Source organism: Pseudonocardia hydrocarbonoxydans (assembly GCF_006539565.1).
Lineage (GTDB): Bacteria > Actinomycetota > Actinomycetes > Mycobacteriales > Pseudonocardiaceae > Pseudonocardia > Pseudonocardia hydrocarbonoxydans.
Map to the genome: position 1 here is coordinate 225,156 of NZ_BJNG01000014.1, position 24,169 is coordinate 249,324.

General features: G+C 75.2%; 26 protein-coding genes and 1 tRNA gene. 8 read left to right on the forward strand and 19 right to left on the reverse strand.

Annotated elements, in window-relative coordinates; translation table 11 throughout:
* Positions 1-36 precede the first annotated feature (36 nt).
* Together glyA and PHY01_RS07955 are read right to left on the reverse strand one after the other, a co-directional pair.
* Positions 37-1,317, reverse strand: a complete 1,281-nt coding sequence (gene glyA, locus PHY01_RS07950; protein ID WP_141277878.1) for a serine hydroxymethyltransferase — start codon at positions 1,315-1,317, stop codon at positions 37-39.
* A gap of 38 nt (positions 1,318-1,355) precedes the next feature.
* The gene (locus PHY01_RS07955; protein WP_141277879.1) at positions 1,356-2,306 is read right to left on the reverse strand and encodes an NAD-dependent epimerase/dehydratase family protein; all 951 of its coding nucleotides are present in this window, start codon (positions 2,304-2,306) and stop codon (positions 1,356-1,358) included.
* A 100-nt stretch (positions 2,307-2,406) separates the two neighbouring features.
* On the opposite strand from PHY01_RS07955, the gene PHY01_RS07960 reads away from it, so the two are divergent.
* Positions 2,407-3,099, forward strand: coding sequence for a TetR/AcrR family transcriptional regulator (locus PHY01_RS07960; RefSeq protein WP_141277880.1), 693 nt, complete (start codon positions 2,407-2,409; stop codon positions 3,097-3,099).
* On the opposite strand, the gene PHY01_RS07965 is transcribed toward PHY01_RS07960, so the two are convergent.
* From PHY01_RS07965 to argS, 10 genes are all read right to left on the reverse strand, one after another.
* A complete protein-coding gene (locus PHY01_RS07965; RefSeq protein WP_141277881.1) occupies positions 3,089-3,736 on the reverse strand; it encodes an L-threonylcarbamoyladenylate synthase in 648 nt (215 codons plus the stop codon). The genes PHY01_RS07960 and PHY01_RS07965 overlap by 11 nt on opposite strands.
* Positions 3,737-3,746: 10 nt before the next feature.
* Complete coding sequence (gene prmC, locus PHY01_RS07970) at positions 3,747-4,616, reverse strand: peptide chain release factor N(5)-glutamine methyltransferase (protein WP_141277882.1); 870 nt, start codon at positions 4,614-4,616, stop codon at positions 3,747-3,749.
* A gap of 124 nt (positions 4,617-4,740) precedes the next feature.
* Positions 4,741-5,811 (reverse strand): peptide chain release factor 1, encoded by a 1,071-nt coding sequence (prfA, locus tag PHY01_RS07975; protein WP_141277883.1) that lies wholly within the window; start codon positions 5,809-5,811, stop codon positions 4,741-4,743.
* A gap of 69 nt (positions 5,812-5,880) precedes the next feature.
* A complete protein-coding gene (rpmE, locus tag PHY01_RS07980) occupies positions 5,881-6,096 on the reverse strand; it encodes a 50S ribosomal protein L31 (protein ID WP_141277884.1) in 216 nt (71 codons plus the stop codon).
* 104 nt (positions 6,097-6,200) lie between these two features.
* Positions 6,201-8,399, reverse strand: coding sequence for a transcription termination factor Rho (rho, locus tag PHY01_RS07985; RefSeq protein ID WP_141277885.1), 2,199 nt, complete (start codon positions 8,397-8,399; stop codon positions 6,201-6,203).
* Between the two features lie 327 nt (positions 8,400-8,726).
* Positions 8,727-9,629: a homoserine kinase gene (thrB, locus tag PHY01_RS07990; RefSeq protein WP_141277886.1), complete on the reverse strand. Its 903-nt coding sequence runs from the start codon at positions 9,627-9,629 to the stop codon at positions 8,727-8,729.
* Positions 9,629-10,693: a threonine synthase gene (gene thrC / locus PHY01_RS07995; protein ID WP_141277968.1), complete on the reverse strand. Its 1,065-nt coding sequence runs from the start codon at positions 10,691-10,693 to the stop codon at positions 9,629-9,631. The genes thrB and thrC overlap by 1 nt, the downstream gene beginning before the upstream one ends.
* Before the next feature lie 5 nt (positions 10,694-10,698).
* Complete coding sequence (locus PHY01_RS08000) at positions 10,699-12,027, reverse strand: homoserine dehydrogenase (protein WP_170183702.1); 1,329 nt, start codon at positions 12,025-12,027, stop codon at positions 10,699-10,701.
* Positions 12,028-12,121: 94 nt separating this feature from the next.
* Positions 12,122-13,564: a diaminopimelate decarboxylase gene (gene lysA / locus PHY01_RS08005; RefSeq protein WP_141277888.1), complete on the reverse strand. Its 1,443-nt coding sequence runs from the start codon at positions 13,562-13,564 to the stop codon at positions 12,122-12,124.
* The gene (gene argS, locus PHY01_RS08010) at positions 13,561-15,204 is read right to left on the reverse strand and encodes an arginine--tRNA ligase (RefSeq protein WP_141277889.1); all 1,644 of its coding nucleotides are present in this window, start codon (positions 15,202-15,204) and stop codon (positions 13,561-13,563) included. Before argS ends, lysA begins: the two co-directional genes overlap by 4 nt.
* A gap of 157 nt (positions 15,205-15,361) precedes the next feature.
* Between argS and PHY01_RS08015 the strand changes: the two genes are divergently transcribed.
* From PHY01_RS08015 to PHY01_RS08035, 5 genes are all read left to right on the forward strand, one after another.
* Positions 15,362-16,144, forward strand: coding sequence for a thioredoxin-like domain-containing protein (locus PHY01_RS08015; RefSeq protein WP_141277890.1), 783 nt, complete (start codon positions 15,362-15,364; stop codon positions 16,142-16,144).
* Positions 16,141-16,836 (forward strand): DUF305 domain-containing protein, encoded by a 696-nt coding sequence (locus PHY01_RS08020; RefSeq protein WP_141277891.1) that lies wholly within the window; start codon positions 16,141-16,143, stop codon positions 16,834-16,836. The genes PHY01_RS08015 and PHY01_RS08020 overlap by 4 nt, the downstream gene beginning before the upstream one ends.
* Positions 16,837-16,868: 32 nt before the next feature.
* A tRNA-Arg gene (locus tag PHY01_RS08025) sits at positions 16,869-16,940 on the forward strand.
* Between the two features lie 120 nt (positions 16,941-17,060).
* A complete protein-coding gene (locus tag PHY01_RS08030) occupies positions 17,061-17,309 on the forward strand; it encodes a type II toxin-antitoxin system Phd/YefM family antitoxin (protein WP_141277892.1) in 249 nt (82 codons plus the stop codon).
* Positions 17,306-17,686 (forward strand): type II toxin-antitoxin system VapC family toxin, encoded by a 381-nt coding sequence (locus PHY01_RS08035; RefSeq protein WP_141277893.1) that lies wholly within the window; start codon positions 17,306-17,308, stop codon positions 17,684-17,686. The genes PHY01_RS08030 and PHY01_RS08035 overlap by 4 nt, the downstream gene beginning before the upstream one ends.
* A 7-nt stretch (positions 17,687-17,693) precedes the next feature.
* On the opposite strand, the gene msrA is transcribed toward PHY01_RS08035, so the two are convergent.
* Positions 17,694-18,203, reverse strand: coding sequence for a peptide-methionine (S)-S-oxide reductase MsrA (msrA, locus tag PHY01_RS08040; RefSeq protein WP_141277894.1), 510 nt, complete (start codon positions 18,201-18,203; stop codon positions 17,694-17,696).
* 78 nt (positions 18,204-18,281) lie between these two features.
* Here msrA and PHY01_RS08045 point away from each other — a divergent pair, with 78 nt between their 5' ends.
* Complete coding sequence (locus tag PHY01_RS08045) at positions 18,282-18,728, forward strand: DUF2231 domain-containing protein (protein ID WP_141277895.1); 447 nt, start codon at positions 18,282-18,284, stop codon at positions 18,726-18,728.
* Positions 18,721-19,476: an FkbM family methyltransferase gene (locus PHY01_RS08050; protein WP_246085765.1), complete on the forward strand. Its 756-nt coding sequence runs from the start codon at positions 18,721-18,723 to the stop codon at positions 19,474-19,476. Before PHY01_RS08045 ends, PHY01_RS08050 begins: the two co-directional genes overlap by 8 nt.
* On the opposite strand, the gene PHY01_RS26315 is transcribed toward PHY01_RS08050, so the two are convergent.
* The 6 genes from PHY01_RS26315 to PHY01_RS08080 are packed head-to-tail and all read right to left on the reverse strand — an operon-like array spanning position 19,460 to position 24,119.
* Positions 19,460-20,023 carry a histidine phosphatase family protein gene (locus PHY01_RS26315; protein ID WP_170183703.1) on the reverse strand — a complete coding sequence of 188 codons (564 nt, stop codon included), beginning with the start codon at positions 20,021-20,023 and terminating at the stop codon, positions 19,460-19,462. The two genes, PHY01_RS08050 and PHY01_RS26315, sit on opposite strands and share 17 nt — an antisense overlap.
* Positions 20,017-20,883, reverse strand: coding sequence for a lysylphosphatidylglycerol synthase domain-containing protein (locus PHY01_RS08060; protein WP_141277970.1), 867 nt, complete (start codon positions 20,881-20,883; stop codon positions 20,017-20,019). Before PHY01_RS08060 ends, PHY01_RS26315 begins: the two co-directional genes overlap by 7 nt.
* Positions 20,880-21,722, reverse strand: coding sequence for a class I SAM-dependent methyltransferase (locus PHY01_RS08065; protein ID WP_246085766.1), 843 nt, complete (start codon positions 21,720-21,722; stop codon positions 20,880-20,882). Before PHY01_RS08065 ends, PHY01_RS08060 begins: the two co-directional genes overlap by 4 nt.
* Positions 21,674-22,723 (reverse strand): glycosyltransferase family 4 protein, encoded by a 1,050-nt coding sequence (locus PHY01_RS08070; RefSeq protein ID WP_218030059.1) that lies wholly within the window; start codon positions 22,721-22,723, stop codon positions 21,674-21,676. The genes PHY01_RS08065 and PHY01_RS08070 overlap by 49 nt, the downstream gene beginning before the upstream one ends.
* Positions 22,720-23,118, reverse strand: a complete 399-nt coding sequence (locus PHY01_RS08075; protein ID WP_141277897.1) for a 6-pyruvoyl trahydropterin synthase family protein — start codon at positions 23,116-23,118, stop codon at positions 22,720-22,722. Before PHY01_RS08075 ends, PHY01_RS08070 begins: the two co-directional genes overlap by 4 nt.
* A 26-nt stretch (positions 23,119-23,144) precedes the next feature.
* Positions 23,145-24,119, reverse strand: a complete 975-nt coding sequence (locus PHY01_RS08080; protein ID WP_141277898.1) for a zinc-dependent alcohol dehydrogenase — start codon at positions 24,117-24,119, stop codon at positions 23,145-23,147.
* Positions 24,120-24,169: the final 50 nt, after the last annotated feature.

The following is a 24,169-nucleotide window of genomic DNA, read 5'->3' on the forward strand; positions in this document are numbered from 1 at the left end:
GCGCCTGGGCCAGGAGCACGGCGTGTGGGTCGGGTGTCAGGGGCGCGGGTAGGCGGGGGCCCGCGCGACGAGGGCGCCCACGCCCTCGGCGACCGCGGCGAGCTCGGCGTCGCCCGCGGCCGTGCCGTGCTCGGCCTTGACCGCCCGGGCCAGCAGCGACCCGACGACCGCCATGTCGGCCTCGTCCATGCCCTGCGTGGTGAGGCTCGGCGAGCCGACCCGCACGCCCGAGGGCTTCAGCGGCGGCGCCGGGTCGTAGGGGATGGCGTTCTTGTTCAGCGTGATGCGCGCCGCGTCGCAACGGGTCTCGGCGTCGGCGCCGGTGACTCCGATCGGCCGCAGGTCGATCAGGGCGAGGTGGGTGTCGGTGCCGCCGGACGTGGCGCGCATCCCCTCCGCCTCCAGGCTCTTGGCCAGCGCCTGGGCGTTGGCGACGACCTGGCGCGCGTAGGTCTGGTACGCGGGCTGCGCCGCCTCCCGCATCGCGACGGCCTTGGCCGCGACGGCGTGCATCAGCGGCCCGCCCTGGGAGAACGGGAAGACGGCCTTGTCGAGGGCCTTCGCGTGCTCCGCCTTCGACAGGATCATGCCGCCGCGCGGGCCGCGCAGGACCTTGTGCGTGGTGGCGGACACGACGTCGGCGTACGGGACCGGCGACGGGATCGCCTGCCCCGCGACCAGCCCGATGAAGTGCGCCGCGTCGACCCAGAGGATCGCGCCGACCTCGTCGCAGATCTCGCGGAAGGCCGCGAAGTCGATCAGCCGCGGGTACGCCGTGGCCCCGGCGATGATCATCTTGGGGCGGTGCTCGCGGGCCAGGTCGCGCACCTGGTCGTAGTCGATGAGCTCGGTGTCCTGGCGGACCGAGTAGCTGACGTTGTGGAACCACTTGCCGGAGAAGCTGACCTTCGACCCGTGGGTGAGGTGCCCGCCCTGCTTGAGGTCCATCGCGAGCACCGTGTCGCCGGGCTGGGTGAAGGCGCCGTACACGGCGAAGTTGGCCGACGCGCCGGAGTGCGGCTGCAGGTTGGCGTGCTCGGCGCCGAACAGCTCCTGGGTGCGCGCGTTACCGATCTCCTCGGCCCGGTCGACGACCTCGCAGCCGCCGTAGTATCGCTTGCCGGGGTAGCCCTCGGCGTACTTGTTCGACAGCGTGGATCCCAGGGCCGCGAGCACCGCGGGGCTGGTGAGGTTCTCGCTCGCGATGAGCTGGAGGCCGCCGCGCAGCCGCTCCAGCTCGTCGAGCACCACTCCCGCGATCTCGGGGTCCTGCTGCTGCAGTGCGTCGAAGTCGGGGCCCCAGAACGGTGTCGTCACGGTGCACCACCGTACGCGCCCCGGACGGCGGGGCGCCGTCAGGCCGCGACCTGCGCCCGGCTGCGCCACCAGGCCACCGTCTGCGCCAGCCCGGTGTCCAGGTCGACGGGCTCCAGGCCGAAGGTGCGCTGCGCCGCGGTCGAGTCGAGGACGAACGGCGCCGCGAACTGGTACCGCACCTCGGCCAGCTCGCGCAGGAACGGCACGACCAGCCCGCCGACCGACACCGCCGCCCGCGGCAGCACCCGCAGCCCGCGGTCCGGCACACCCGCCGCCACCGCGATCCGCCGGGCGATCTCGCGCAGCGACACCGCGGGGGCGGTCGGCACGTGCCACGCCCGGCCCCACGCCCGCTCGTCGGCGGCCAGGGTGGCCAGCGTCGCGGTGACGTCGTCGACGTGTGTGACGGAGTGCGGCACGTCGAGGTCGCCCTGCATCACCAGCCCGCGCTTCCCGGCGGGCAGCCGCGGCACGACGTAGGTGCCGAGGTGGCCGGTGTCGCGCACGCCCGGCCCGTAGAAGTCCGACGCCCGTGCCTCGGTGGCCCGGACCCGGCCGGCCGCGTGGGCGGCGAGCGCGTCGCGCCACATGCGGTTGCGCACCGCGCCCTTGGTCCCCTCGGCGGCGGCGAGCGGGGTGTCCTCGGTCATCGGGCCGTCGACGGGGCCGTAGCCGTAGAGGTTGGCCGTGGTCACCAGCACCGCGCCGGACCGCTCGGCCGCGCGCAGCAGGGCGTCCGACAGCGGCGGCCAGTCGGTGGCCCAGCGGTGGTACGGCGGGTTGGCGCAGTTGTACAGGGCCGTCGCACCGCGGGTCAGGTCGGCGAGCCGGGCGCCGTCGGCCGCGTCGGCCGCCACCCGCTCGATCGCCGGGTGCACCGGACCGGACCCGCTGCGGGTCACCATCCGCACGTCGTGGCCCTGTCCGGCCAGGCGCAGCGCCAGCCTGCTGCCGATGGTCCCGGCTCCGACGATCACGTGTTCGGCCATGTCCCGCTCCTTGTGTGAGCACTGCTCTCGTTTCGGAACAGTGAACATGCGTCGGCACTCGCCGTCAAGAGCAGTGCTCTCATTCTGTTACGGTGCTCGCATGACCGGAGCCCGTGCCCGCGTCCGCGCCGAGCTGACCCGCGAGATCGCCGACGTGGCGCGCCGCCACCTCGCCTCCGACGGGGCGGCTGCGCTGTCGCTGCGGGCCGTCGCGCGCGAGCTGGGGATGGCCTCGTCGGCGGTCTACCGCTACTTCCCCAGCCGCGACGACCTGCTGACCGCCCTGATCGTCGACGCCTACGACGCACTCGGCGACGCCGCCGAGCGCGCCGACGCGGGCCGCGACCCCGACGACCTGCGCGGCCGCTGGCACGCGACGTGCGGCGCGGTCCGGGGCTGGGCACTCGCCCGTCCGCACGAGTACGCGCTGGTCTACGGCTCGCCGGTGCCCGGGTACGCCGCCCCGGAGACCACGATCAGGCCCGCGTCGCGGGTGGGCGAGGTGCTGTGCGCGATCGTGGCGCGGGGCGTGGCCACCGGCGCGGTCGACCCGGCGCTGGCCGAGGACACCGCGGTCCTGCACCCGGGCATCGCGGAACGGATGGGGCTGCCGCCCGGATCCGCGCTGGCCGCCCGGGCGATCTTCGCCTGGACGGCGCTGTTCGGGATGCTCGGCTTCGAGCTGTTCGGGCACACCCACAACGTGGTGGACGACCACGAGCGGTTCTTCACCACGGCCGTCGACCGCCTGGCCGACCAGCTGGGCCTGCCGCCGGCGGCGGCTAGGCCGTGAGGACCTCGCGGCCCAGCACCTCGGCCACGTCCTCCGTCGTGACCGCGCCCTCCCGCAGGATCAGCGGGTCGTCGCCGGTGAGGTCGACGACGGTGCTCGCGACGGGCTCGCCGGTGTCGCCCCCGTCGAGGTAGACCGCGACGCTGTCGCCCAGCTGCTGACGCGCGCCGGCGGCCGTGGCGGGAGCCGGGGATCCGGAGATGTTGGCGCTCGACACCGCCATCGGGCCGACGTCGCGCAGCAGCTCCAGGGCCACCGGGTGCAGCGGCATCCGCAGCATCACGGTGCCCTTGGTCGAGCCGAGGTCCCAGGACAGCGACGGGGCGTGCGGCAGCACCAGCGACAACCCGCCGGGCCAGAACGCCTCGATCAGCTGACGCGCGGACCGCGGCACCCCGAGCACGAGGCCGTCGATCGTGGACCAGGAGCCGACGAGCACCGGGACCGGCATGTCCGGGCCCCGGTTCTTCGCCTTGAGCAGCGCGCGGACGGAGGCGGCGGAGAAGGCGTCGCAGCCCAGGCCGTAGACGGTGTCGGTGGGGAGCACGACCAGACGCCCGCCGCGGACCGCCCGGGCCGCGGCGGCGAGGCCTTTCCGTCGGGCGTCGGCGTCGGCGCAGTCGTAGGTGTGAGGCACGGCGGAGAGCCTACGAGGGCGGCGCGGGCCCGACGCGGCGGGCCGTCGCGAACCGGGGCCGCCCGGACAGGTCGCGGTGCTCCTCGACGTCGGTGAGCACCCGGCGGCGGCGCAGCATCGCCGGGACGGCCTCGCCGTGGGAGTCGTCGTGCTCGATGGCGAGGTGGCCGCCGTAGCGGAGCAGCCCGGCGGAGGTGGCGATCACCGCGCGGATGACCTCCAGGCCGTCCGGGCCGCCGAACACGGCGCCGGGCGGGTCCCACTCGGTGACCTCGGGCGGCAGCTCCGTGGCGTCGGGGACGTAGGGCGGGTTGCACAGCACCAGGTCGACGTGGGACTCGAGCTCGAGGAGCAGGTCGGGCCAGCGGACGTCGGCGGCGTGCAGGACGACGGTGCCCCCGTGGGCCGCGACGTTGCGCCGCGCCCAGCTCAGCGCGCCCGGATCGGCCTCGACGGCGTGCACCTGCGCATCGGGGCGGCTCGCGGCGACGGCCAGCGCGAGCGCGCCGGTGCCGGTGCACAGGTCGACGACCAGCGGCGACGCCACGTCGGCGACCGCCCGCAGGCCCCACTCCAGCAGCAGCTCGGTCTCCGGGCGGGGGGTGAACACCCCCGGCCCGACGGCGACGGTGACCGGCCCGAGCACCGCGGTGCCGAGCAGGTGCTGCAGGGGCTCGCGGGCGGCCCGGCGCACGACCAGCTGCCGCAGCGCCTCGACCACGGGCGGGTCGACGAGCGGGTGCATCATCAGCTTCCCACGCTCCACGCCGACGACGTGTGCGGCGAGGATCTCGGCGTCGACCCGCGGCGACGCGACCCCGGCGGCGGCGAGCATCCGCTCGGCCTCGGCGATGGCCAGGCGCAGCGGCTGGCGGCTCACCCCGGCCTCCCGCTCATCTCCGACCTCCGGCCCGCACCGCTTCCCGGCCGCCGATCTTGGCAGTAAAGCCACTGTGCCGCCACGAGATGGCGGCACAGTGGCTGTGCTGCCACCGGAGGCCGCGTCATGAGCGGAGTTGCTCAGCCCGGTCGGCCGCGGTGAGGGCGCCCAGCAGGTCGTCGAGGTCCCCGTCGAGGACCGCGGAGAGGTTGTGCGCCTTGTAGCCGACGCGGTGGTCGGCGATGCGGTTCTCGGGGTAGTTGTAGGTGCGGATCCGCTCCGAGCGGTCGACGGTGCGGACCTGGGACTTCCGCTCGGCCATCGCCTCGGCGGCCTGCTCCGCCTCGCGCACCGCCTGCAGCCGCGACCGCAGCACCTCCATGGCCCGCGCGCGGTTCTGCAGCTGCGAGCGCTCGTTCTGGCAGCTCACGACGATGCCGCTGGGCAGGTGGGTGATCCGCACGGCCGAGTCGGTGGTGTTGACGCTCTGGCCGCCGTGCCCCGACGAGCGGAACACGTCAACGCGCAGGTCCTTCTCGTCGATCAGGTCGGCGGTGGTGTCGTCCGCACCGGTGTCGGGGTAGACGAGCACGCCCGCGGCGGAGGTGTGGATACGGCCCTGCGACTCGGTGACGGGCACCCGCTGCACGCGGTGCACGCCGCCCTCGAACTTCAGCGCGCTCCACACCCCGTCGGGCTCGGGGGTACGGGCACGCACGATCAGGGTGATGTCCTTGTAGCCGCCGAGGTCGGACACGGTGGCGTCGAGGACCTCGGTGCTCCAGCCGCGCCGCTCGGCGTAGCGGGTGTACATCCGCACCAGGTCGCCGGCGAACAGCGCCGACTCCTCGCCGCCCTCCCCCGACTTGACCTCCATCACCAGGTCGTCGCCGTCGTGCGGGTCGCGCGGCACGAGCAGCTCGGCGAGGCGGGTCTCCAGCGCGGGCAGGCGCGCGCCGAGCTCGTCGGCCTCGGCCGCGAACGAGGGGTCCTCCCCCGCCAGCTCACGGGCGGCGGCCAGGTCCTCGCGGGCGGCGGACAGCTCGCGGGACGCGGCGACGATCGGGCCCAGCTCGGCGTAGCGGCGGCCCAGCTTGCGGGCCAGCGCCGCGTCGGTGTGCACGGCCGGGTCGGCGAGGCGCAGCTCCAGCTCCGCGTGCTCGGCGAGCAGCGCGTCGACGGCCGGTGCCGGCATCTCGTCGTCCCTTCGAGTCGTGACACGCGAACGGCGCCCACCCGGACCGGGTGGGCGCCGTCGGCGGAGCTACTTTCCGGCCCGCTTGCCGTAGCGCGCCTCGAAGCGCGCCACGCGGCCACCGGAGTCGAGGATGCGCTGCTTGCCGGTGTAGAAGGGGTGGCAGGCGGAGCAGGTCTCGGCGGTGATCGAGCCGGTGGTCTTGGTGCTGCGCGTGGTGAACGAGTTGCCGCAGCTGCAGTGCACCTGGGTGGTGACGTACTCGGGGTGGATTCCGGATCGCACGGTGGTTCCTCTCGAAGTGGCACCGGGTCCTCCGTGGAGGTGAACCGGGGCCGGAGCGTGACGGGTCATTCAACCACCCGCCACGCCCCGTTGTTCCGCGTGGGTCAGTCGTTCTCGCCGACGGGGAGGCCCTTGGCGACCTGCATCAGGAACTCGATGTTGGTGCGGGTCTTCTTGAGCTGGGTGAGCAGCAGGTCGATGGCCTGCTGGTCGTCGAGCGCGGAGAGCACCCGGCGCAGCTTGACCATCACGGCCAGCTCGTCGGGCGAGAGCAGCAGCTCCTCCTTGCGGGTGCCCGAGTCGCCGACGTCGACGGCGGGGAAGACCCGCTTGTCGGCGATGCGGCGGTCGAGCTTGAGCTCGGCGTTGCCGGTGCCCTTGAACTCCTCGAAGATCACCGTGTCCATCGTGGAACCGGTCTCCACCAGCGCGGTCGCGAGGATGGTGAGCGAGCCACCGTTCTCGATGTTGCGCGCGGCGCCGAGGAAACGCTTGGGCGGGTAGAGCGCCGTGGAGTCGACGCCACCGGAGAGGATCCGGCCCGACGCGGGCGCGGCCAGGTTGTAGGCCCGGCCCAGGCGGGTGATCGAGTCGAGCAGCACGACGACGTCGTGGCCCATCTCGACCAGGCGCTTGGCCCGCTCGATGGCCAGCTCGGCCACGGTGGTGTGGTCGGACGCCGGGCGGTCGAAGGTGGAGGCGATGACCTCACCCTTCACCGACCGGGTCATGTCGGTGACCTCCTCGGGCCGCTCGTCCACGAGGACGACCATGAGGTGGCACTCCGGGTTGTTCGTGGTGATCGCGTTGGCGATCGCCTGGAGCACCATCGTCTTGCCGGCCTTGGGCGGGCTGACGATGAGCGCGCGCTGACCCTTGCCGATCGGCATGACCAGATCGATGATCCGGGTGGTCAGGACGTGCGACTCGGTCTCCAGGCGCAGCCGCTCGTTCGGGTAGAGCGGGGTGAGCTTGGTGAACTCGGCCCGGTTGCGCGCGGCCTCCGGGTCCTGCCCGTTGATCGTGTCGACGCGGACGAGCGGGTTGAACTTCTGCCGCGACTGCTCGCCCTCGCGGCCCTCGCGCACCGCCCCGGTGATCGCGTCACCGCGGCGCAGGCCGTGCTTGCGCACGAGCGAGAGGGAGACGTAGCAGTCGGTCGGCCCGGACAGGTAGCCCGTGGTCCGGACGAAGGCGTAGTTGTCGAGGATGTCGACGATGCCGGCGACCGGCAGCAGGACGTCGCCCTCGCGCACCTCGGTGTCGACGTTGCCGCCGCCGCTCGTGCCCCCGCCCGCGCCTCCACGGTCGCGGTCGCGGCCCCGGCGGCGGTCGCGGAAGCGGCGGCCGCGGCGACCGCGGCCGTCACCGTCGTCGTCGGAGTCGTCGTCGGGGCGGTTGTCGCGCGGGCCGCGGTTGTCGTTGCCGCCCCGGTCGCGGTCGTTCCGGTCGCGGTCGGAGCGGTCCCGGTCGTTCCGGTCCCGGTCACCCCGGCTGTCGGTGCGGTCCCGGTCGCCCCGGTTGTCCGTGCGGTCCCGGTCGCCCCGGTTGTCGGCGCGGCTCTCGGCCTGCGCCGTCCCGTTGGCCGCGCCGCCGTTCTGGTCGGCGTTCTGGCCGCGCGTGCGGGTGCGCCCGCCGCGGTCGTCACCGGACTCGCCCGCCTCGGCGGCGGGGGCGGCGGACTCGGTGGGCTGCTGCTCGCCACCGCGACTGCGGCGGTTGCGGCCGCGGCGGCCGCAACCCTCGGGCGGGGTGTCGGTGTCGGCGGCGGGGGTCGACCCGTTGGCGGACGGCGCCTCGGCCGGGGTCTCGACGGCCGGGGCGGACGTCTCGGCGACGGGCGCGGCCTCGGCGGCCGGGGCCGGGGCCGGCGTCTCCGCGACTGTCGGGGCCGGGGTCTCCGCGACGGCCGGGGCCGGGGTCTCCGCGACGGCCGGGGCCGGGGTCTCCACGGCGGGCGGCGGGGTGCTGGCGGCGGGCGCCGACGGGTCCGGCGCTCCGGCCGGGCGCGACGCCGTGCGGCGCCGCCGGGTGGTGGGGGCCGCGCCGTTGGCGGCGGGCGCCGCGGCGGGCGGCACCTCGGCCGCGGGCGCCGGGGTGGCCGGCGCGGCGGCCGGCGCCGCGGCCTGCGGGGCCGCACCCTGGCGTTCCTTGATGGCGGCGATGAGATCGCCCTTGCGCATTCCGGTGGTGCCGGAGATGTTCAGCTCCTCGGCCAGCTGGCGGAGCTCCGCCAGCACCATGCCGGTGAGGCCGCCCCGCTTGCGGGCGGGTGAGGTGCTGACGAGATCGGTCTCGCTCACTGATGTCCTTCCTGACCGACCGGGTCTCTTGCCCTGGTCAGCGGATGCACTCGTCCGGACGGTGTGCCGGACGACATGTCGGTGTACGGGCGCGGGCACTGACCGGCTCGCGGCCGCCCCGACGGGCAGGGGCGACGATCGGTGCGACTGTTCGCGGGGGCGGCCGCTCGGGCCGGGCGCGGGTCTGGCTCCAGCGCTGGTCCGGGACGAACCAGGGTGCCGGGGTGCGCAGATGGCCCGAGAGGCCACGCGGATGACGCGTGGATCGCCGTTGCGGGGCCGACACTAGACTCCCGCGCTGGTCACGGCAACTACTACCCCCGCGTGTCAGGTGATCTCCACCTGCGCCCCCGTCGTGTCGACGGGGAGCGGGAGGGTGGAGAAGCCGTGCAGGTCCAGCCCCGGCGGCAGCGTGCCGTCGGTGGTGAGGGCGAGCACCGTGGGCCCGGCGCCGGAGACGGCGGCCGGGACACCGTGGGCCCGCAGCGCGTCGACCAGGTCGGCGGAGGCCGGATAGGCCGGCCGCCGGTAGCCCTGGTGCAGGCGGTCCTCGGTGGCGGGGAGCAGCAGGTCGGGGCGCCGGGTGAACGCCAGCACCGCGAGCGCGGTGCGGCTGCCGGTGAAGGCGGCGTCGACGAGCGGGACCCGGTCGGGCAGCAGGCCCCGGGTCGTCGAGGTCAACGACTCCGTGTCCGCGACGAGCGCCACGGGACGGATCCCGTCGTGCACGTCGAGACGCACAGCGTGGAAGCGGCCCGCGGTATTCCCCGGCGTCTCCCAGGCGATGACGAAGCCGCCGAGCAGCGAGGCCGCGGCGTTGTCGGCGTGTCCCTCCATACCGGCCGCGACCTGCAGCAACGTGTCCTGTTCCAGCTCCAGGTCACGTCCGGTGAGCGCCACGGCGGCGACCGCGCCGGCGACCGCGGCGGCTGCGGAGCTGCCCAGACCGCGCGAGTGCGGGATCGCGTTGCGGCACCGCATACGCAGGCCCGCCGGTGCGTCGCCGGTGATGTTCCAGGCGGTGCGCATGGCCCGGACGACGAGGTGGGAATCGTCACAGGGCACCTGCCCCGCGCCCTCGCCGACGACCTCGACCGTGATCCCGTCGTCGGCGACGCAGACCTCGATCTCGTCGTGCAGGCCCAGCGCGAGGCCCAGGGAGTCGAACCCGGGCCCCAGGTTGGCCGACGAGGCGGGCACCCGCACGCGCACCTCGCTCGGCCGGCCCATCAGGCCAGCTCCAGCGCGGCCGCGACCGCACTCGGGTCGATCGGTACGACGGTCGGCGACGGCGCCGTGAGCAGCACGGTGTCGGGGTCCTTCAGGCCGTGCCCGGTCACGGTGCACACGACCAGCGAGCCGCGGGGCAGGGTGCCGTCGGCGGTGGACTGCAGCAGCCCGGCGACGCTCGCGGCCGACGCGGGCTCGACGAACACCCCCTCCCGGGCGGAGAGCAGCCTGTAGGCGGCGAGGATCTCGTCGTCGGTGACGGCGGCGAACCTGCCGTCCGAGTCGTCGCGGGCGGTGGTCGCGGCCGCCCACGACGCCGGGGAGCCGATCCGGATGGCCGTGGCGATCGTCTCGGGGTTCTTCACCGGCGCGCCGTGCACCAGCGGGGCGGCGCCGGCGGCCTGGTAGCCGAACATCCGCGGCGGCGCGGCGATCAGCCCGTCGTGCAGGTAGGCGCGGTACCCGGCCCAGTAGGCGGTGATGTTGCCGGCGTTCCCGACCGGCAGGCAGTGCACGTCGGGGGCCCGGCCGAGCACGTCGCAGATCTCGTACGCGGCGCTGGCCTGGCCCGCGATGCGGGTCGGGTTGACCGAGTTGACCAGCGCGGCCACCGGGTAGTCGGCCGCGGTCTTGCGGGCCAGCTCCAGGCAGTCGTCGAAGTTGCCGTCGATCTGCAGGATCCGGGCCCCGTGCGCGACGGCCTGGGCCAGCTTGCCGAGCGCGATCTTGCCCTGGGGCACGAGCACCGCGCAGGTCATGCCGGCGCGGGTGGCGTAGGCGGCCGCCGAGGCCGAGGTGTTGCCGGTGGAGGCGCAGATGACGCCCTGCTGGCCCTGCGCGAGCGCGGCGGTGACCGCCATCGTCATCCCGCGGTCCTTGAACGACCCCGTCGGGTTCATGCCGTCGACCTTGAGGAACACCTCGCAGTCGGTGAGCTCCGACAGGTGCGGCGCCGGGAGCAGCGGCGTGCCGCCCTCGCCGAGGGTGACCACCGTCCAGCCCGGCTCGACCGGCATCCGGTCGCGGTAGGCCTCGATCACTCCCGGCCAGCGCTGCGCCGTCAACGACGTCACGGGGCCACTCCCTTTCGTCCGAGGTCCTCGACGCGCAACACGCTGTCGACGGCGAGCACCACGTCGAGCCCGGCCAGCACCTGGACCGTGGCGGCCAGCGCGGCCTCCGGCGCGGCGTGGGTGACGACGACGAGCCGGGCGGCGCCACCGTCGTCGGCCGCGCCACCGGTCTGCCGGACCGCGGCGATGCTCACCCCGTGGGTGGAGAACTCCCCGGCGATGGTGGCCAGCACGCCGGCGCGGTCGGCCACCTCGAGGCTGACGTGGTAGCGGGTCGGCACCGCGCCCAGCGGCAGCACCGGCAGGCTCGCGTAGGCCGACTCGCGGGCCCCGCGCCCGCCGTGGACGCGGTTGCGGGCCACCGCGACGAGGTCGCCGAGCACGGCGCTCGCGGTGGGCGCCCCGCCGGCGCCCTGGCCGTAGAACATCAGCTGGCCCGCGGCCTCGGCCTCGACGAACACCGCGTTGAACGCGCCGTCGACGGTGGCCAGCGGGTGCGCGGCGGGGATCATCGCCGGGTAGACGCGGGCGGAGACCGCCTCGGGGGAGTCGGCGGTGGCCGGGCTGCGCTCGCAGATCGCCAGCAGCTTGATCACGCAGCCGATGCCCCGGGCGGCGGCGATGTCGGACGCCGTGACGTGCCGAATGCCCTCGCAGTGCACGTCGGCCGCGGTGACCCGGGTGTGGAAGGCGAGCGTGGCGAGGATGGCGGCCTTCGACGCGGCGTCGTAGCCGTCGACGTCGGCGCTCGGGTCGGCCTCGGCGTACCCGAGCCGGGTGGCCTCCTCCAGCGCGTCGGCGTAGCCCGCGCCGGACTCCGTCATCGCGGAGAGGATGAAGTTCGTCGTGCCGTTGACGATGCCCGCGACGCGGGTGATCCGGTCGCCGGCCAGGCTCTCGCGCAGCGGGCGCAGCAGCGGGATCGCCCCCGCGACGGACGCCTCGTAGAACAGGTCGACGCCCGAGGCGTCGGCGGCCTCGGCGAGCGCGGCGCCCTCCTCGGCGAGCAGCGCCTTGTTCGCGGTGACCACGGACTTGCCGGCCTTGAGCGCCTCCAGCAGCAGCGAGCGGGCGGGTTCGATGCCGCCGATCACCTCGACGACCACGTCGACGTCGTCGCGGGTGACGAGGGCGGTGGCGTCGGTGGTGAGCAGGTCGCCCAGCTCGGGGTGCTTGTGCGGGCGGCGGACCGCCACGCCCACCAGCTCGACCGGCGCACCGGCGCGCGCCGCCAGGTCCCCGGCCTGCTCGCGCAGCAGCCGCACGATCTCGGTGCCGACGGTGCCGCAGCCCAGCAGCGCGACGCGCACCGCGTTCCCGTTCACTCGGACTCCTCGCAGAAGGTGGGGGCGCTGACTGTAGGGGTGGGGGTCATGCTCCGGTGCCCGGCGGCGGTGCCGCCCGCGCGCGTGACACGACTCACGGAGCGACCTCCAGGCGGAACTGGTCCTCCGCCGTCTCGCGCCGCAGGATCACCCGGGCCGCCCCCGCGCGCACCGCGACCACGGCGGGCCGCGGCAGGCGGTTGTAGGAGCTGGCCATCGAGTAGCAGTAGGCGCCGGTCGCCGCGACGCCGAGCAGGTCGCCGGGGGCGAGGTCGGCGGGCAGCCAGCAGTCGCGCACCACGATGTCGCCGCTCTCGCAGTGCTTGCCGACGACCCGCGACAGCACCGCCTCGCCGTCGCCGTCGCGTTCGGCCGACCGCGACACCAGCCGGCAGTCGTACACCGCGTCGTAGAGGGCGGTGCGGATGTTGTCGCTCATCCCGCCGTCGACGCCGACGTAGCGGCGGGCGTGGCCGCCGCCCAGCGGGACGTCCTTGAGGGTGCCCACCTCGTAGAGCGTGACGGTGCCCGGCCCGGCGATGGCCCGCCCGGGCTCGACGGCGATCTCCGGCACGTCGAGCTCCTCGGCGTGACACTCCTTCTTGACGATCGCGCGCAGCTCGTCGGCCAGCTCGGCGACGTCGAGCGGGGTCTCCTCCGCGCGGTAGGCGATCCCGAAGCCGCCGCCGAGGTCGAGGGTGGTCAGCGCGGTGAGCGCGTCGGCGCCGTGCTCGGCGTGCAGCGCGGCCAGGAAGCGGACGACGCGGTGCGCGGCCACCTCGAAGCCCTCGGTGTCGAAGATCTGGCTGCCGATGTGGGAGTGCAGGCCCACCAGCGACAGGCCCGGTGAGCGCAGCACCCGCCGCGCCGCCTCGGCCGCCGCGGAGGCCTCCCCACCCGCGATGGAGAACCCGAACTTCTGGTCCTCGTGGGCGGTGGCGATGAACTCGTGGGTGTGCGCCTCGACCCCGACCGTCAGCCGGATCATCACCGGCGTGACGACCCCGCGGGCCGTGGCGATCGCGTCCAGCCGGGCGATCTCGTGGAACGAGTCGATCACGACCCGCCCGACGCCCGCGTCGACCGCGGCCGTCAGCTCCTCGGTGGACTTGTTGTTGCCGTGCACCGCGATCCGCCCGGCCGGGAACCCGGCGCGCAGCGCGACGGCCAGCTCGCCGCCGCTGGCGACGTCGAGCGAGAGGCCCTCCTGGGCCACCCAGCGCGCGACCTCCACGGACAGGAACGCCTTCGCGGCGTAGTGCACCGACTCGGCCCCGAACGCGGCGGCGAACTCCGCGGCGCGGGAGCGGAAGTCGTCCTCGTCGATGACGAACAGCGGGGTGCCGTACTCGGCGGCGAGGTCGCGGACGTCCAGCCCGGCGATCTCCAGTGCCCCGGCCGGCCCGCGGGCGGCGTGGCGCGGCCACACCGACGGGGCGAGCGCGTCGAACGCGGCGGCGTCGACGGGCCGGGGTCCGGCCGTCTCGGGCGGGGCGGAGATCCCGGCGTGCAGCGGCCCGGCCGGATGGGCCCTCACATCCGCTCCGGGGCGCTCACACCGAGCAGGCCGAGCCCGTTGGCGAGCACCTGCCGGGCGGCGACGCACAGCGCGAGGCGGGCGCGGTGCAGGTCGGAGATCTCCTCGTCGCCCATCGGCAGGACGCGGCAGCCGTCGTAGAACTTGTGGTACGCCGCCGCGAGCGTCTCCAGGTAGCGCGCGACGCGGTGCGGTTCGCGCAGCTCCGCGGCCGTGCGGACCACCGCGGGGAACTCGCCGATCGTGCGGATCAGGTCGCCCTCGCGCGGGTGCTCCAGCAGGCCGAACGCGGTGCCCGGCGCCAGCCCGACGTCGGCGGCGTTGCGCGCGAGCGAGGCCAGCCGCGCGTGGGCGTACTGGACGTAGAACACGGGGTTGTCGTTGCTGCGCCTGGACAGGACGTCGAGGTCGAGATCGAGCACCGAGTCGATCGAGCTGCGGATCAGCGAGTAGCGGGCCGCGTCGACGCCGACGAACCCCACCAGGTCGTCCATGCTCACCGCCGTGCCCGCCCGCTTGCTCATCTTGAGCATCTGGCCGTCCTTGAACAGCCGCACCAGCTGCCCGATCAGCACCTCGACGGTGTCCGGGTCGTCGCCGAACGCGGCCGCGGCGGCGCGCAGCCGGGCGATGTAGCCGTGGTGGTCGGCGCCGAGCATGTAGATGCACAGGTCGAAGCCCCGGGCGCGCTTGTCGAGGTAGTAGGCGAGGTCGCCGGCGATGTAGGCGGGCTTGCCGTCGCTCTTGATGACGGGGCGGTCCTTGTCGTCGCCCTCGTCGGTGGAGCGCAGCCACCACGCGCCGTCGGAGAAGTAGAGGTTGCCGGTGTCCTTGAGCCGCGCCACCGCGGCGTCGACGGCCCCGGAGTCGTGCAGCGACCTCTCGTGGAACCAGACGTCGAAGTCGGTGCCGAAGGCGTGCAGGGCGCGCTTGATCTCGTCGAACATCAGCTCGACGCCGATCCGCCGGAACACCTCGTCGCGGTCGGGGTCGGTGAGCGCGCCCGGCTCCGCGGCCAGCACCTGCTCGGCGATCTCGGCGATGTAGGCGCCGCCGTAGCCGCCCTCGGGCGTCGGCTTCCCCTCGGCCGCGGCCACCAGCGAGGCGACGAACCGGTCGATCTGGCCGCCCGCGTCGTTGAAGTAGTACTCGCGGGTGACCTTCGCGCCCCGCGCGGCCAGCACCCGGCCCAGCGCGTCGCCCACGGCCGCCCAGCGGGTGTGGCCCAGATGCAGCGGGCCCGTCGGGTTGGCCGAGACGAACTCCAGGTTGATGGACCGCGCACCGAGCTCGTCGCCGGTGCCGTAGGACTCCCCCGCGGCCAGCACCTCGCCGACGACCGCGCCCTGGGCGTCGGCCGCGAGGCGCAGGTTGATGAAGCCGGGGCCGGCGATCTCGGCCGAGGCGATGCCGTCGCGGCCGCCGAGGGCGTCGACCAGCCAGGTCGCCAGCTCGCGCGGCGCGACGCCCGCCTTCTTCGCGGTGCGCATGGCGACGTTGGTGGAATAGTCGCCGTGGTCGGGGTTGCGGGGGCGCTCGACGCCGACGTCGCCGGGCAGTGCCGAGACGTCCAGGCCGCGCGCCGTGAGGACCTCGGTCGCTACTGCGCGGACCAGGTCGGCGAGCTGGGCGGGGGTCACCGCACGAGTCTAGATCTACCCGCCCCGGGGCCTCCTCCGTCGTCCCCTCCGGCCCCCGGGAGGTGCTGCTCACGGGAATCTCAGGCACCGCTCCTAGACTCGGGGGCCGCAAGGGCCGTCCGGGTGACGGCGCCCGGACGCGATGGTGGGACGGTTCATGGTCAGCGGCAAGAACAGCAAGGCGGTCCGCAACGCGCGGGCCGCGGTCGTGGCCCAGCGGTCGACGCCGTGGGGCCTCATCGCGGCGGTGGTCGCGGTCGTGGTGTTCGCGGGGGCCGTCTTCGGCTACGCCTACGTGCAGGGGCAGGAGAACGCCGGCCGCCTCGCCGCGCTGGCGCCGTTCACACCCACCGCGGAGAACCCCGACCCGTCCACGCAGATCGCGGGCGTGCAGGTCGTCGAATACTCCGGCGGGCAACACGTCGCGCCTTCCGAGCAGGTCGCCTACACCCAGAGCCCGCCGTTCGGCGGCGCCCACGACGGCGTCTGGGCCGCGTGCAACGGCGTCGTCTACGACCGGCCGGTGCGCAGCGAGAACCTGGTGCACTCCCTGGAGCACGGCGCGCTGTGGATCAGTTACAACCCCGACCAGGTGTCGGGCGCCGCGCTCGACGCATTGCGCGCCAAGGTCGACGGCCAGCAGTACATGGTCATGTCGCCCTACCCCGGACTCGACACGGCGCTGTCGCTGCAGTCCTGGGGCCACCAGCTCAAGCTCGCCGACGCCGCCGACCCGCGGGTCGACCAGTTCGTCGCGGCGCTGCGGGCCAACCGCAACACCCACCCCGAGCCCGGAGCCAGCTGCGCCGAGGTCGGGCCCGGCGGCTTCGTCCGCGCCGACCCGCCCCCCTTCGCCCCTGCCCCCGCCCCGGGTGCCCCCGGGTCGAGGCCCGAGACCGCCGTCGCCACCGGCACCGTCGCCCCCGACACCGGGTCATGAGCATCATCGCGCCCCCCTCCACCACCCCGCTGCCGACCAACGACGGCGTGGCGCGGTGGGTGCGGCCCTTCGTCGCGGTCGCCGCGGTGGTCGGGCTGCTGCTGCTCGGCGCGGCCGGCGGCCTGCTGCTGGGCCTGCCCGGCTCGTCGACCCCGGAGCCCGGGCCCGTCGACATCGGGTTCTCGCAGGACATGTCGGTGCACCACCTGCAGGCCGTGGAGATGGCGGCGTGGGAACGCGACCACACCACCGACCCGGTGCTCGCCCAGATCGCCACCGACATCGAGAAGACGCAGAACAACCAGGTCGGGCAGATGCAGGGCTGGCTTGCCCTGTGGGACGCCCCGGCCCTGCCCATCGGCGGGTACATGGGGTGGATGGCCGGGACCCCCGGCGGACACGGGCACGCCGACCCCGGCACCGGTGTCGTCGCCACGATGCCGGGGATGGCGTCCTCGGCCGACCTCGCCGCATTGCGCGCCGCCACCGGCCCCGCGCTCGACATCCTGTTCCTCCAGTTGATCCTGCGCCACCACGAGGGCGGCGCCGAGATGCTCCGCGACGCCGCCGCCAATGCCTCCGTTCCCCAGGTCCGCAGCCTGGCCACCCAGATGCTGAGCTCGCAGGCGTCGGAGATGGACTACCTGCGGCAGCTCCTGCTCGCCCGCGGTGGGACGCCCCTGCCGCTGTGACCCGACGCGTGCGCTAGGCTCGACGCACCCGAGCCCCCGTAGCTCAGGGGATAGAGCGTCGCCCTCCGGAGGCGAAAGCGCAGGTTCGAATCCTGCCGGGGGCACTCACCCGAATCACACGAACGGCACTTCCTCCAGCCCTGCTGGAGGAAGGTGCCGTTCGTTCGTCGTGGTGGGCGGGCCGTCAGCAGGATCCGGAGTAGCACTTGTACTACTTTGGCGGCATGACGGTCGTGGGACTTCGCGAACTCCGGCAGCAGGCGTCCGAGCTGGTGCGTCGGGTGGAGGCGGGCGAGGAGATCACGATCACGGTGGCCGGACGGCCGAGCGCACGCCTCGTGGCGGTGGCGCCCCGCACCTGGCGCAGCTGGAACGACCTGGCGGGGCTGTTCGACGGGCCGGCCGACGAGGAGTGGACGCACGACCGCGACCTGGTCGAGCAGGAGATGCGTGACCCCTGGGCGGCGACGTGAGAGGCATCCTCGACACGAGCGTCGTGATCGCCACCGACGTCGGGCCTCTCGACGGCGAGCTGGCGATCAGCGCCGCCACACTCGCCGAACTGCACTTCGGCGTACTGGTGGCGCGGGGACGGGCGACCCGGGCCGAACGGTTGCGCCGGCTGTCGCTGCTGCAACGCCGGTTCGACGCCCTGCCGGTCGACGAGTCGGTGGCGGCCAGCTACGGCGAGCTGGCCGCGGCGGTGGTGGAGGCCGGACGGCAGCCCCGGGCGCGGACCATGGACCTGCTGATCGCCGCGACGGCCCACGCCCACTCCGCGCGCCTGTACACCCGCAATCCCGCGGACCTCGTCGGCCTGGACGACCTCGTCGAGGTGGTCCAGGCCTGACGGCCGGTCAGCGGGTCGTGGCCCCGCGCCGCGGCAGCACCCAGTCGGGCCGGACGTAGTGGCAGGTGTAGCCGTAGGGCGAGCGCTGCAGGTAGTCCTGGTGCTCGGGCTCGGCCTCCCAGAACGGGCCGGCGGGCTCGACGTCGCTGGCGACGCGCCCGGGCCAGATGCCGGAGGCGTCGACGTCGGCGATCGTGTCGAGCGCGACCCGCTTCTGCTCGTCGCCGATGTAGTAGATCGCGGAGCGGTAGCTGCGGCCGACGTCGTTGCCCTGCCGGTCCTTCGTCGACGGGTCGTGGATCTGGAAGAAGAACTCCAGGATCTCCCGGTAGGAGATGACGTCGGGGTCGAACACCACCTCGACGGCCTCGGCGTGGTCGCCGTGGTTGCGGTAGGTGGCGTTCGGGGTGTCGCCGCCGGAGTAGCCGACGCGGGTGGAGACGACGCCGGGCCGGTGGCGGAGCAGTTCCTGGGCGCCCCAGAAGCATCCGCCCGCGAGGATGGCCGTGTCGGTCATGGTGCGAACCTCCAGTGTCAGAGAACCTGTACCGGGAACGCCGCAGGGGCGGGTGGTGTTCCGCGGCATAATGCCGCGATGCTCTCCGTCGCGGGGGTCCCGGCCCATCCCCTGCTGGTGCACGCCGTCGTCGTCCTGCTGCCGCTGGCAGCGCTCGGGGCGGTCGCCGTCGCGGCCCGGCCGTCGTGGGCGCGGCCCTACGGCCCGCTGGTCGCGGCGCTGGCACCGGCCGGGGCCGGCACGGCGGTGCTGGCCCGGATCGCGGGCGAGCAGCTGGAGGACGCCATCGAGATCTCCCCCGGCTTCGAGGCGGTGATCGACCAGCACGAGCGGTTCGGCACCTTCACCGCGATCGCGGCGTGGCCGTTCGCGCTGCTCGCCGTCGCCGCCTACGTCCTGGCCCGGCGCGACCGCGGGCGCGCGCTGTGGGTGCTCACCGCCGTCGCCGGGGTCGTGGCGGTGGTCGCCACCGTCCTGGCCGGGCACAGCGGCGCGGCCGCGGTCTGGGGCGACGTCGTTGGCTGAGCGGCTGCGCCGGGTGCGCGGGGTCGCCCGCTCGCTGGCGATGTACCACGGCATCCCCGGCCGGCACCGGCGGCTGGTGGCGTTCTACGGGCGGTTCCTGGGCCCCGGCGACGTCGCGTTCGACGTCGGCGCGCACGTCGGCAGCCGCGTGCGCGCCTGGCGGAAGCTCGGGGCGCGGGTCGTCGCGCTCGAACCCCAGCCCGACTGCCTCACCGTGCTGCGCCTGCTGTTCGGCCGCGACGACGGCGTCGTGATCGCGCCGGTGGCAGCCGGGGCGGCGGCGGGCACCGCGCGGCTGGGGCTGTCCAGCGCCACGCCGACGGTGTCGTCGATGTCGCCGGAGTGGACCCGCACGGTCGGCGCCGACCGCGGCTTCGCCCGCGTGCGCTGGGACCGCTCCGTCGAGGTCGCCGTCACCACGCTGGACGCCCTGATCGCCGAGCACGGCGAGCCCGCGTTCGTCAAGATCGACGTGGAGGGCTTCGAGCTCGACGTGCTGCGCGGGCTGGGCCGGCCGGTGCGCGCGCTGAGCTTCGAGTACCTGCCGCCCGCCCACGACGCCGCGCTGGCCGCGCTCGACCACGTCGACGCGCTGGGCCCCTACCGCTACAACTACTCCCCCGTCGAGACGATGACGTGGGCGTCCGACGACTGGCTCGACGCCGACGGCCTGCGCGCGTTGCTCGACCGGTTCCGCCCGCTGGGCCGCTCCGGGGACGTGTACGCCGAGCTCAGCCCGCCACGCTGAAGGTCAGCAGCCGCGGCACCGGGCCGCCGGTGTCGATCCGGCACACCCCGGCGTCGGCGAGGAACATCCGCCACGCCGTCGTGTCGTCGACGCCCAGCGCCCACGCCACCGCCGCCTTGATCGGGGAGACGTGGCTGACGACGACGACGTCGCCGCGCGCGGCGTCGTCGGCCAGCTCGTGGCAGGCCTCGCGCACCCGGACCCCGACCGCGGCGAGCGACTCGCCGCCCGCGGGCACGAAGTCGGGGTCGGTCCGCCAGCGCCGCCAGGTCCCCGCGTCGACGTCGGCGGGGACGGCGCCGTCGAGGTCGCCGTAGTCCATCTCGATCCACCGCTCGTCGACCTCGACCGCGTCCGGGGCGAGCGCCGCGGCGGTCTCCCGGGCGCGGCGCAGCGGGCTCGACACCACCCGCGACGGCCGCGGCAGCGCCGCGGCCAGCTCCCGGGCCTGGTGCCGCCCCAGATCGGTCAGCGGCAGGTCGGCGCGGCCGCACAGCAGGCCGCGCGCGTTGGCGCCGGTCTGCCCGTGCCGGACGAGGATCAGCACGGCGCCGCCTCCGCCCGCGGCGCGGGCCGCAGCAGCACCGCCAGCCCGGGCAGGCAGGCGATCGTGCCCAGCACCCCGTAGACGACGGCCGCGGTGAGCCCCTGCGCGGCGCCCAGCCCGGCCGCGGAGAACGCGACCGTCCCGACGGCCTCGCGCGGCCCGAACCCGCCGACGCCCAGCGGCAGCACCATCGCCAGCAGCGCCAGCACCAGCAGCGGCAGCAGCACCCCGACCGGGGCCGTCACCCCGGCCGCGCGCGCCGCGACGACGAACAGCGCCAGGTACCCGGCCAGCGCCGTCAGCGACAGGGCGACGACCGCGAGCCCGGTGCCGCGGGCCAGCACCGCGGCGTCGGACCGGAAGGTGCGCAGCGCCGAGCGCACCCGCGGCACCCGCCATGCCGGCAGCGCCACCAGCACGAGCACCCCGGCCGCGACGCCGAGCGCGGGCAGCAGGCCACCGAGCAGCGCGGGCTGCACGAGCAACACCCCGAGCCCGGCGACGACCACGACCGTCTGCCCCGCCGTGCGTTCCAGCACGACCGCGCGCAGCCCGCGGCCGTCGGCGCGGCGGTGGGCGACGGCGCGGTGCACGTCACCGAGGACGCCCGCGGGCAGCAGCGAGTTGAGCGCGACGGCCCGGTAGGTGTCGGCGACGGCGGTGCCGAACGGCAGCGCCACGCCCAGCCCGCGCGCGACCAGGCACCAGCGGGCGGCGGCGCACAGCGTGGTGAGCAGCCCGACTGCGAGCGCGGCGAGCACCGCGACGGCGTCGATCGCGGCCAGCCCGGCCAGCACCGCGTCGGTGCCGACCCACAGCGCGACCGCGACCAGCGCGACGGCACCCAGCAGCGCCCTCACGACGGAACCGCCAGCAGGTCGACATGCCCGACGGTGACGCGCAGGACCCCGGCTGCGCTCGCGACGAGGCGTCGCCGCAGGTAGCGGCCCGCCTCCGCGGACAGCCCGGGCTGCTGCGCGACGGCCGCGGAGATCCAGCCGCGCAGCCACTCCTCCGCCAGCTCGGCGCTGTCCGGGCCGAGCCGCCACGGGCTGGGACGGGTCAGCACGGTCATGCCGTGCCGGGTGAGGGCCTGCTCGGCGACGGGGCCGGCGTCCGGGCCGAGCAGCCGCCTGCCGTCGACGGTGCGGCGCTGGTGGTCGTCGAACGCCGCGGCCAGCACGGCGTCGAGCGGGTCGGGCGGGGCGATCTCGACGTGCCCGGTGACCGACAGCGTCAGCAGCACGGCGCACCCGGCGGCGGCGCACGCGGCGGCCAGGGCGTCGACCTCGTCGGCGGTGAGCAGGTCCAGCAGCGCCGACGCCGTGACCAGGGACGTGCCGGCGAGGTCGGCGGCGCGCAGGTCCGTGATGTCGCCCGGGCGCCCCTGCGCGACGATCGTGGCCGGCATCCCGGCGACGGCGCGCTCCAGCAGCCCGGGGTCGCGCTCGTGCAGGATCCACTGCTGCGGGCCGGGCAGCCGCGGCGCGAGCCAGCGGCCCATCGAGCCGGTGCCGCACCCGACGTCGCGGACGACGGTGGGGGCCAGCCTGCGCACCTGCTCGGCCAGCTCGGCCGACCGCGCGGCGGCGTCGGCGGGCTCGCGCAGGGCCAGCCAGCCCGGCGTGCACACCGGCGAGCCCGCGTCGCTCAGGCGGGCGTCCCACTCCGCACGCGGTGCAGGATCGTGACCAGGCATCGGGACGTCACCTCCCATCCGGTCAGCTCGCCGCGCCGGGCCAGCGCACCGGCGCGCAGCTCCGCCCGCAGGTCGGCCCGGCCCAGCCAGCGCCGCAGCCCCGCGGCGAGGGCGACGGCGTCGGCGGGCGGCACGAGCAGGCCGGTGCCGCCGAGCGCGGACCGGACGCCGCCGACGTCGGCGGCGAGCACCGGGATCCCGCGGGCCAGCGCCTCGGTGACGACCATCCCGTAGGCCTCGACGCGGGAGGGCAGCACGAGCAGGTCGGCGGCGCCGAACGCGGCGGCGAGCGGGGCGCCGACCAGCGGTCCGGGCAGCCGGATGCGGCCGTCGAGCCCGTGGCGGGCGATCGCCGCACGGACGTCGGCGACGTGCGCGGGCGCCCGCCCGAGCGGGCCGACCAGGTCGCAGGTCCACGGGTGCTCGGTGACGTCGGCGAGGGCCTCGACGAGCAGGTCCTGGCCCTTCGTCGGCGTCACCGACCCGACGCAGAGCAGCCGGCCAGCCCCGTCGGTGCCGGACGCGACCGGCGCGGGGTCGACGCCCGGGGTGACCACCTCGACGTGGCCGAGGTCGTGCTGCTCGCGCAGCCGCCGCGCCGTCCACGAGCTGGTGGCGACGACGGTCGCCGCGGCGTGCAGGGCCTCGCGCTCGCGGTGCGCGAGGTCGGCGGTGCCCACCTCGTCGCCCAGCGGCAGGTGCACCAGTACGACGACGTCCAGGCGCCGCGCCTGCGGGACGACGACGTCGGGCACCCCGCAGGCCACCAGCCCGTCGATCAGCACCGTCGAACCGGTGGGCAGGGCGGCCAGCGTGCGCTGCAGCGCGCCGCGCTCGGGGACCGAGGGCCGGGGCCACCGCCCGTCGACGGCGACCTGCTCGACCCGCACCCCGGCCGCGCGCATCCCGGCGATCACGCGGCGGTCGTAGGAGTTGCCGCCGCTGGGGCGGCCGGTGTCGTCGACGTCGCCGGGGACGACGACGTGGACGGTGCCGTTCACAGGGCGCGCTCGTAGCTCGCCCAGGCCACGTGGGACTCGTGCAGCGACACGGTGATCCCGGCCAGGCCGCGCGCCCCGTCGCCCAGGGCCCCGGCGTGCACCCGTGCCGCGAGCCGGTCGGCGACCACCTTGGCCAGGAACTCCGTGGAGGTGTTGACGCCCGCGAAGGCGGGTTCGTCGTCGAGGTTGCGGTAGTTCAGGTCGGCGAGGACCGCCTTGAGCTCGGTGGTGGCGAGCCCGATGTCGACGACGATGTTGTCGGCGTCGAGCTCGGGCCTGCGGAACGTGGCGTCGACGACGAACGTGGCGCCGTGCAGCCGCTGCGCGGGCCCGAAGACCTCGCCGCGGAAGCTGTGCGCGACCATCACGTGGTCGCGGACGGTGATGCTGAACAACGGTTGCCCCTTCCGTACGGCTGAGATCAGCCGTAGCTGACACGGACACAGGGCGCGAACGGTTCACCGGCGGCCAACCGGGTCATCAGATCGGGCAGCTCCTCGAACGGCACGGCGGCGCCGAGAAGCGCGTCGAACCGGTCGTCGGCCAGCAGGCGCAGGGCGAGGGCGAGGCGGTCGGCGTGGCTGCGGCGCCCGCGCCGGGCGGGGGCGACCGCCCCGACCTGGCTGCTGCGGATGCTCAGCCGCCGCGAGTGGAACCCCGCACCCAGCGGCACCGTGACGGCGCGGTCGCCGTACCAGCTCAGCTCGATCACCTCGCCCTCGGCGGCGAGCAGCTCCAGGCTGCGGGCGAGCCCGGCGTCCGACGCGCTGGCGTGCACCACGAGGTCGCACTCCCCCGCCGCATCGGCGGGAGCGGCGAAGGGCACGCCCAGCGCGTCGGCGACGGCGGCGCGGGCCGGGTCGAGGTCGACCAGCTCGACGCGCACGCCCGGGAACCGGGCGAGCAGCGCGGCGACGCAGGACCCGACCATCCCGGCCCCGACGACGGCGACCCGGTCGCCGACCAGCGGGGCCGCGTCCCACAGCGCGTTGACGGCGGTCTCGACGGCCCCGGCCAGTACCGCCCGCGCGGGCGGCACGCCGTCGGGTACCGCGACGACCGCGGACGCGGGGACGACCCAGCGGGTCTGGTGCGGGTGCAGGCCGAACACGGTGCGCCCGAGCAGCTCGCGGGGGCCGTGCTCGACCACGCCGACGGCGAGGTAGCCGTACTTGACCGGCCACGGGAACTCCCCGTCCTGGAACGGCGCCCGCATCACCGCGCGCTGGCTCTTCGGCACCCCGCCCCGGAACACCAGCGTCTCGGTGCCGCGGCTGACGCCGGAGGTGAGCGTGCGGACCAGCACGTCGTCGGGTCCCGGGGCGGCCAGCGCGACGTCGCGGACCTCCCCGCGGCCCGGACCGGTCACCCAGAACGCCCGCGCGCGGTGCTCCACCGGCGACTCCTCTGAACTCGGCGGGCCCCGCGACCGTGTCCGATGCGTGT

Bases quoted from the DNA above. Each gene is read 5' to 3' on its own strand.
- PHY01_RS08065 (WP_246085766.1), bottom strand. From the start codon at position 21,722: ATGCCTGGTCACGATCCTGCACCGCGTGCGGAGTGGGACGCCCGCCTG.
- PHY01_RS07960 (WP_141277880.1), top strand. From the start codon at position 2,407: ATGACCGGAGCCCGTGCCCGCGTCCGCGCCGAGCTGACCCGCGAGATC.
- prfA (WP_141277883.1), bottom strand. From the start codon at position 5,811: ATGCCGGCACCGGCCGTCGACGCGCTGCTCGCCGAGCACGCGGAGCTG.
- PHY01_RS08020 (WP_141277891.1), top strand. From the start codon at position 16,141: ATGAGCATCATCGCGCCCCCCTCCACCACCCCGCTGCCGACCAACGAC.
- PHY01_RS08015 (WP_141277890.1), top strand. From the start codon at position 15,362: ATGGTCAGCGGCAAGAACAGCAAGGCGGTCCGCAACGCGCGGGCCGCG.
- thrB (WP_141277886.1), bottom strand. From the start codon at position 9,629: ATGGGCCGGCCGAGCGAGGTGCGCGTGCGGGTGCCCGCCTCGTCGGCC.
- PHY01_RS08045 (WP_141277895.1), top strand. From the start codon at position 18,282: ATGCTCTCCGTCGCGGGGGTCCCGGCCCATCCCCTGCTGGTGCACGCC.
- PHY01_RS08030 (WP_141277892.1), top strand. From the start codon at position 17,061: ATGACGGTCGTGGGACTTCGCGAACTCCGGCAGCAGGCGTCCGAGCTG.
- PHY01_RS07955 (WP_141277879.1), bottom strand. From the start codon at position 2,306: ATGGCCGAACACGTGATCGTCGGAGCCGGGACCATCGGCAGCAGGCTG.
- msrA (WP_141277894.1), bottom strand. From the start codon at position 18,203: ATGACCGACACGGCCATCCTCGCGGGCGGATGCTTCTGGGGCGCCCAG.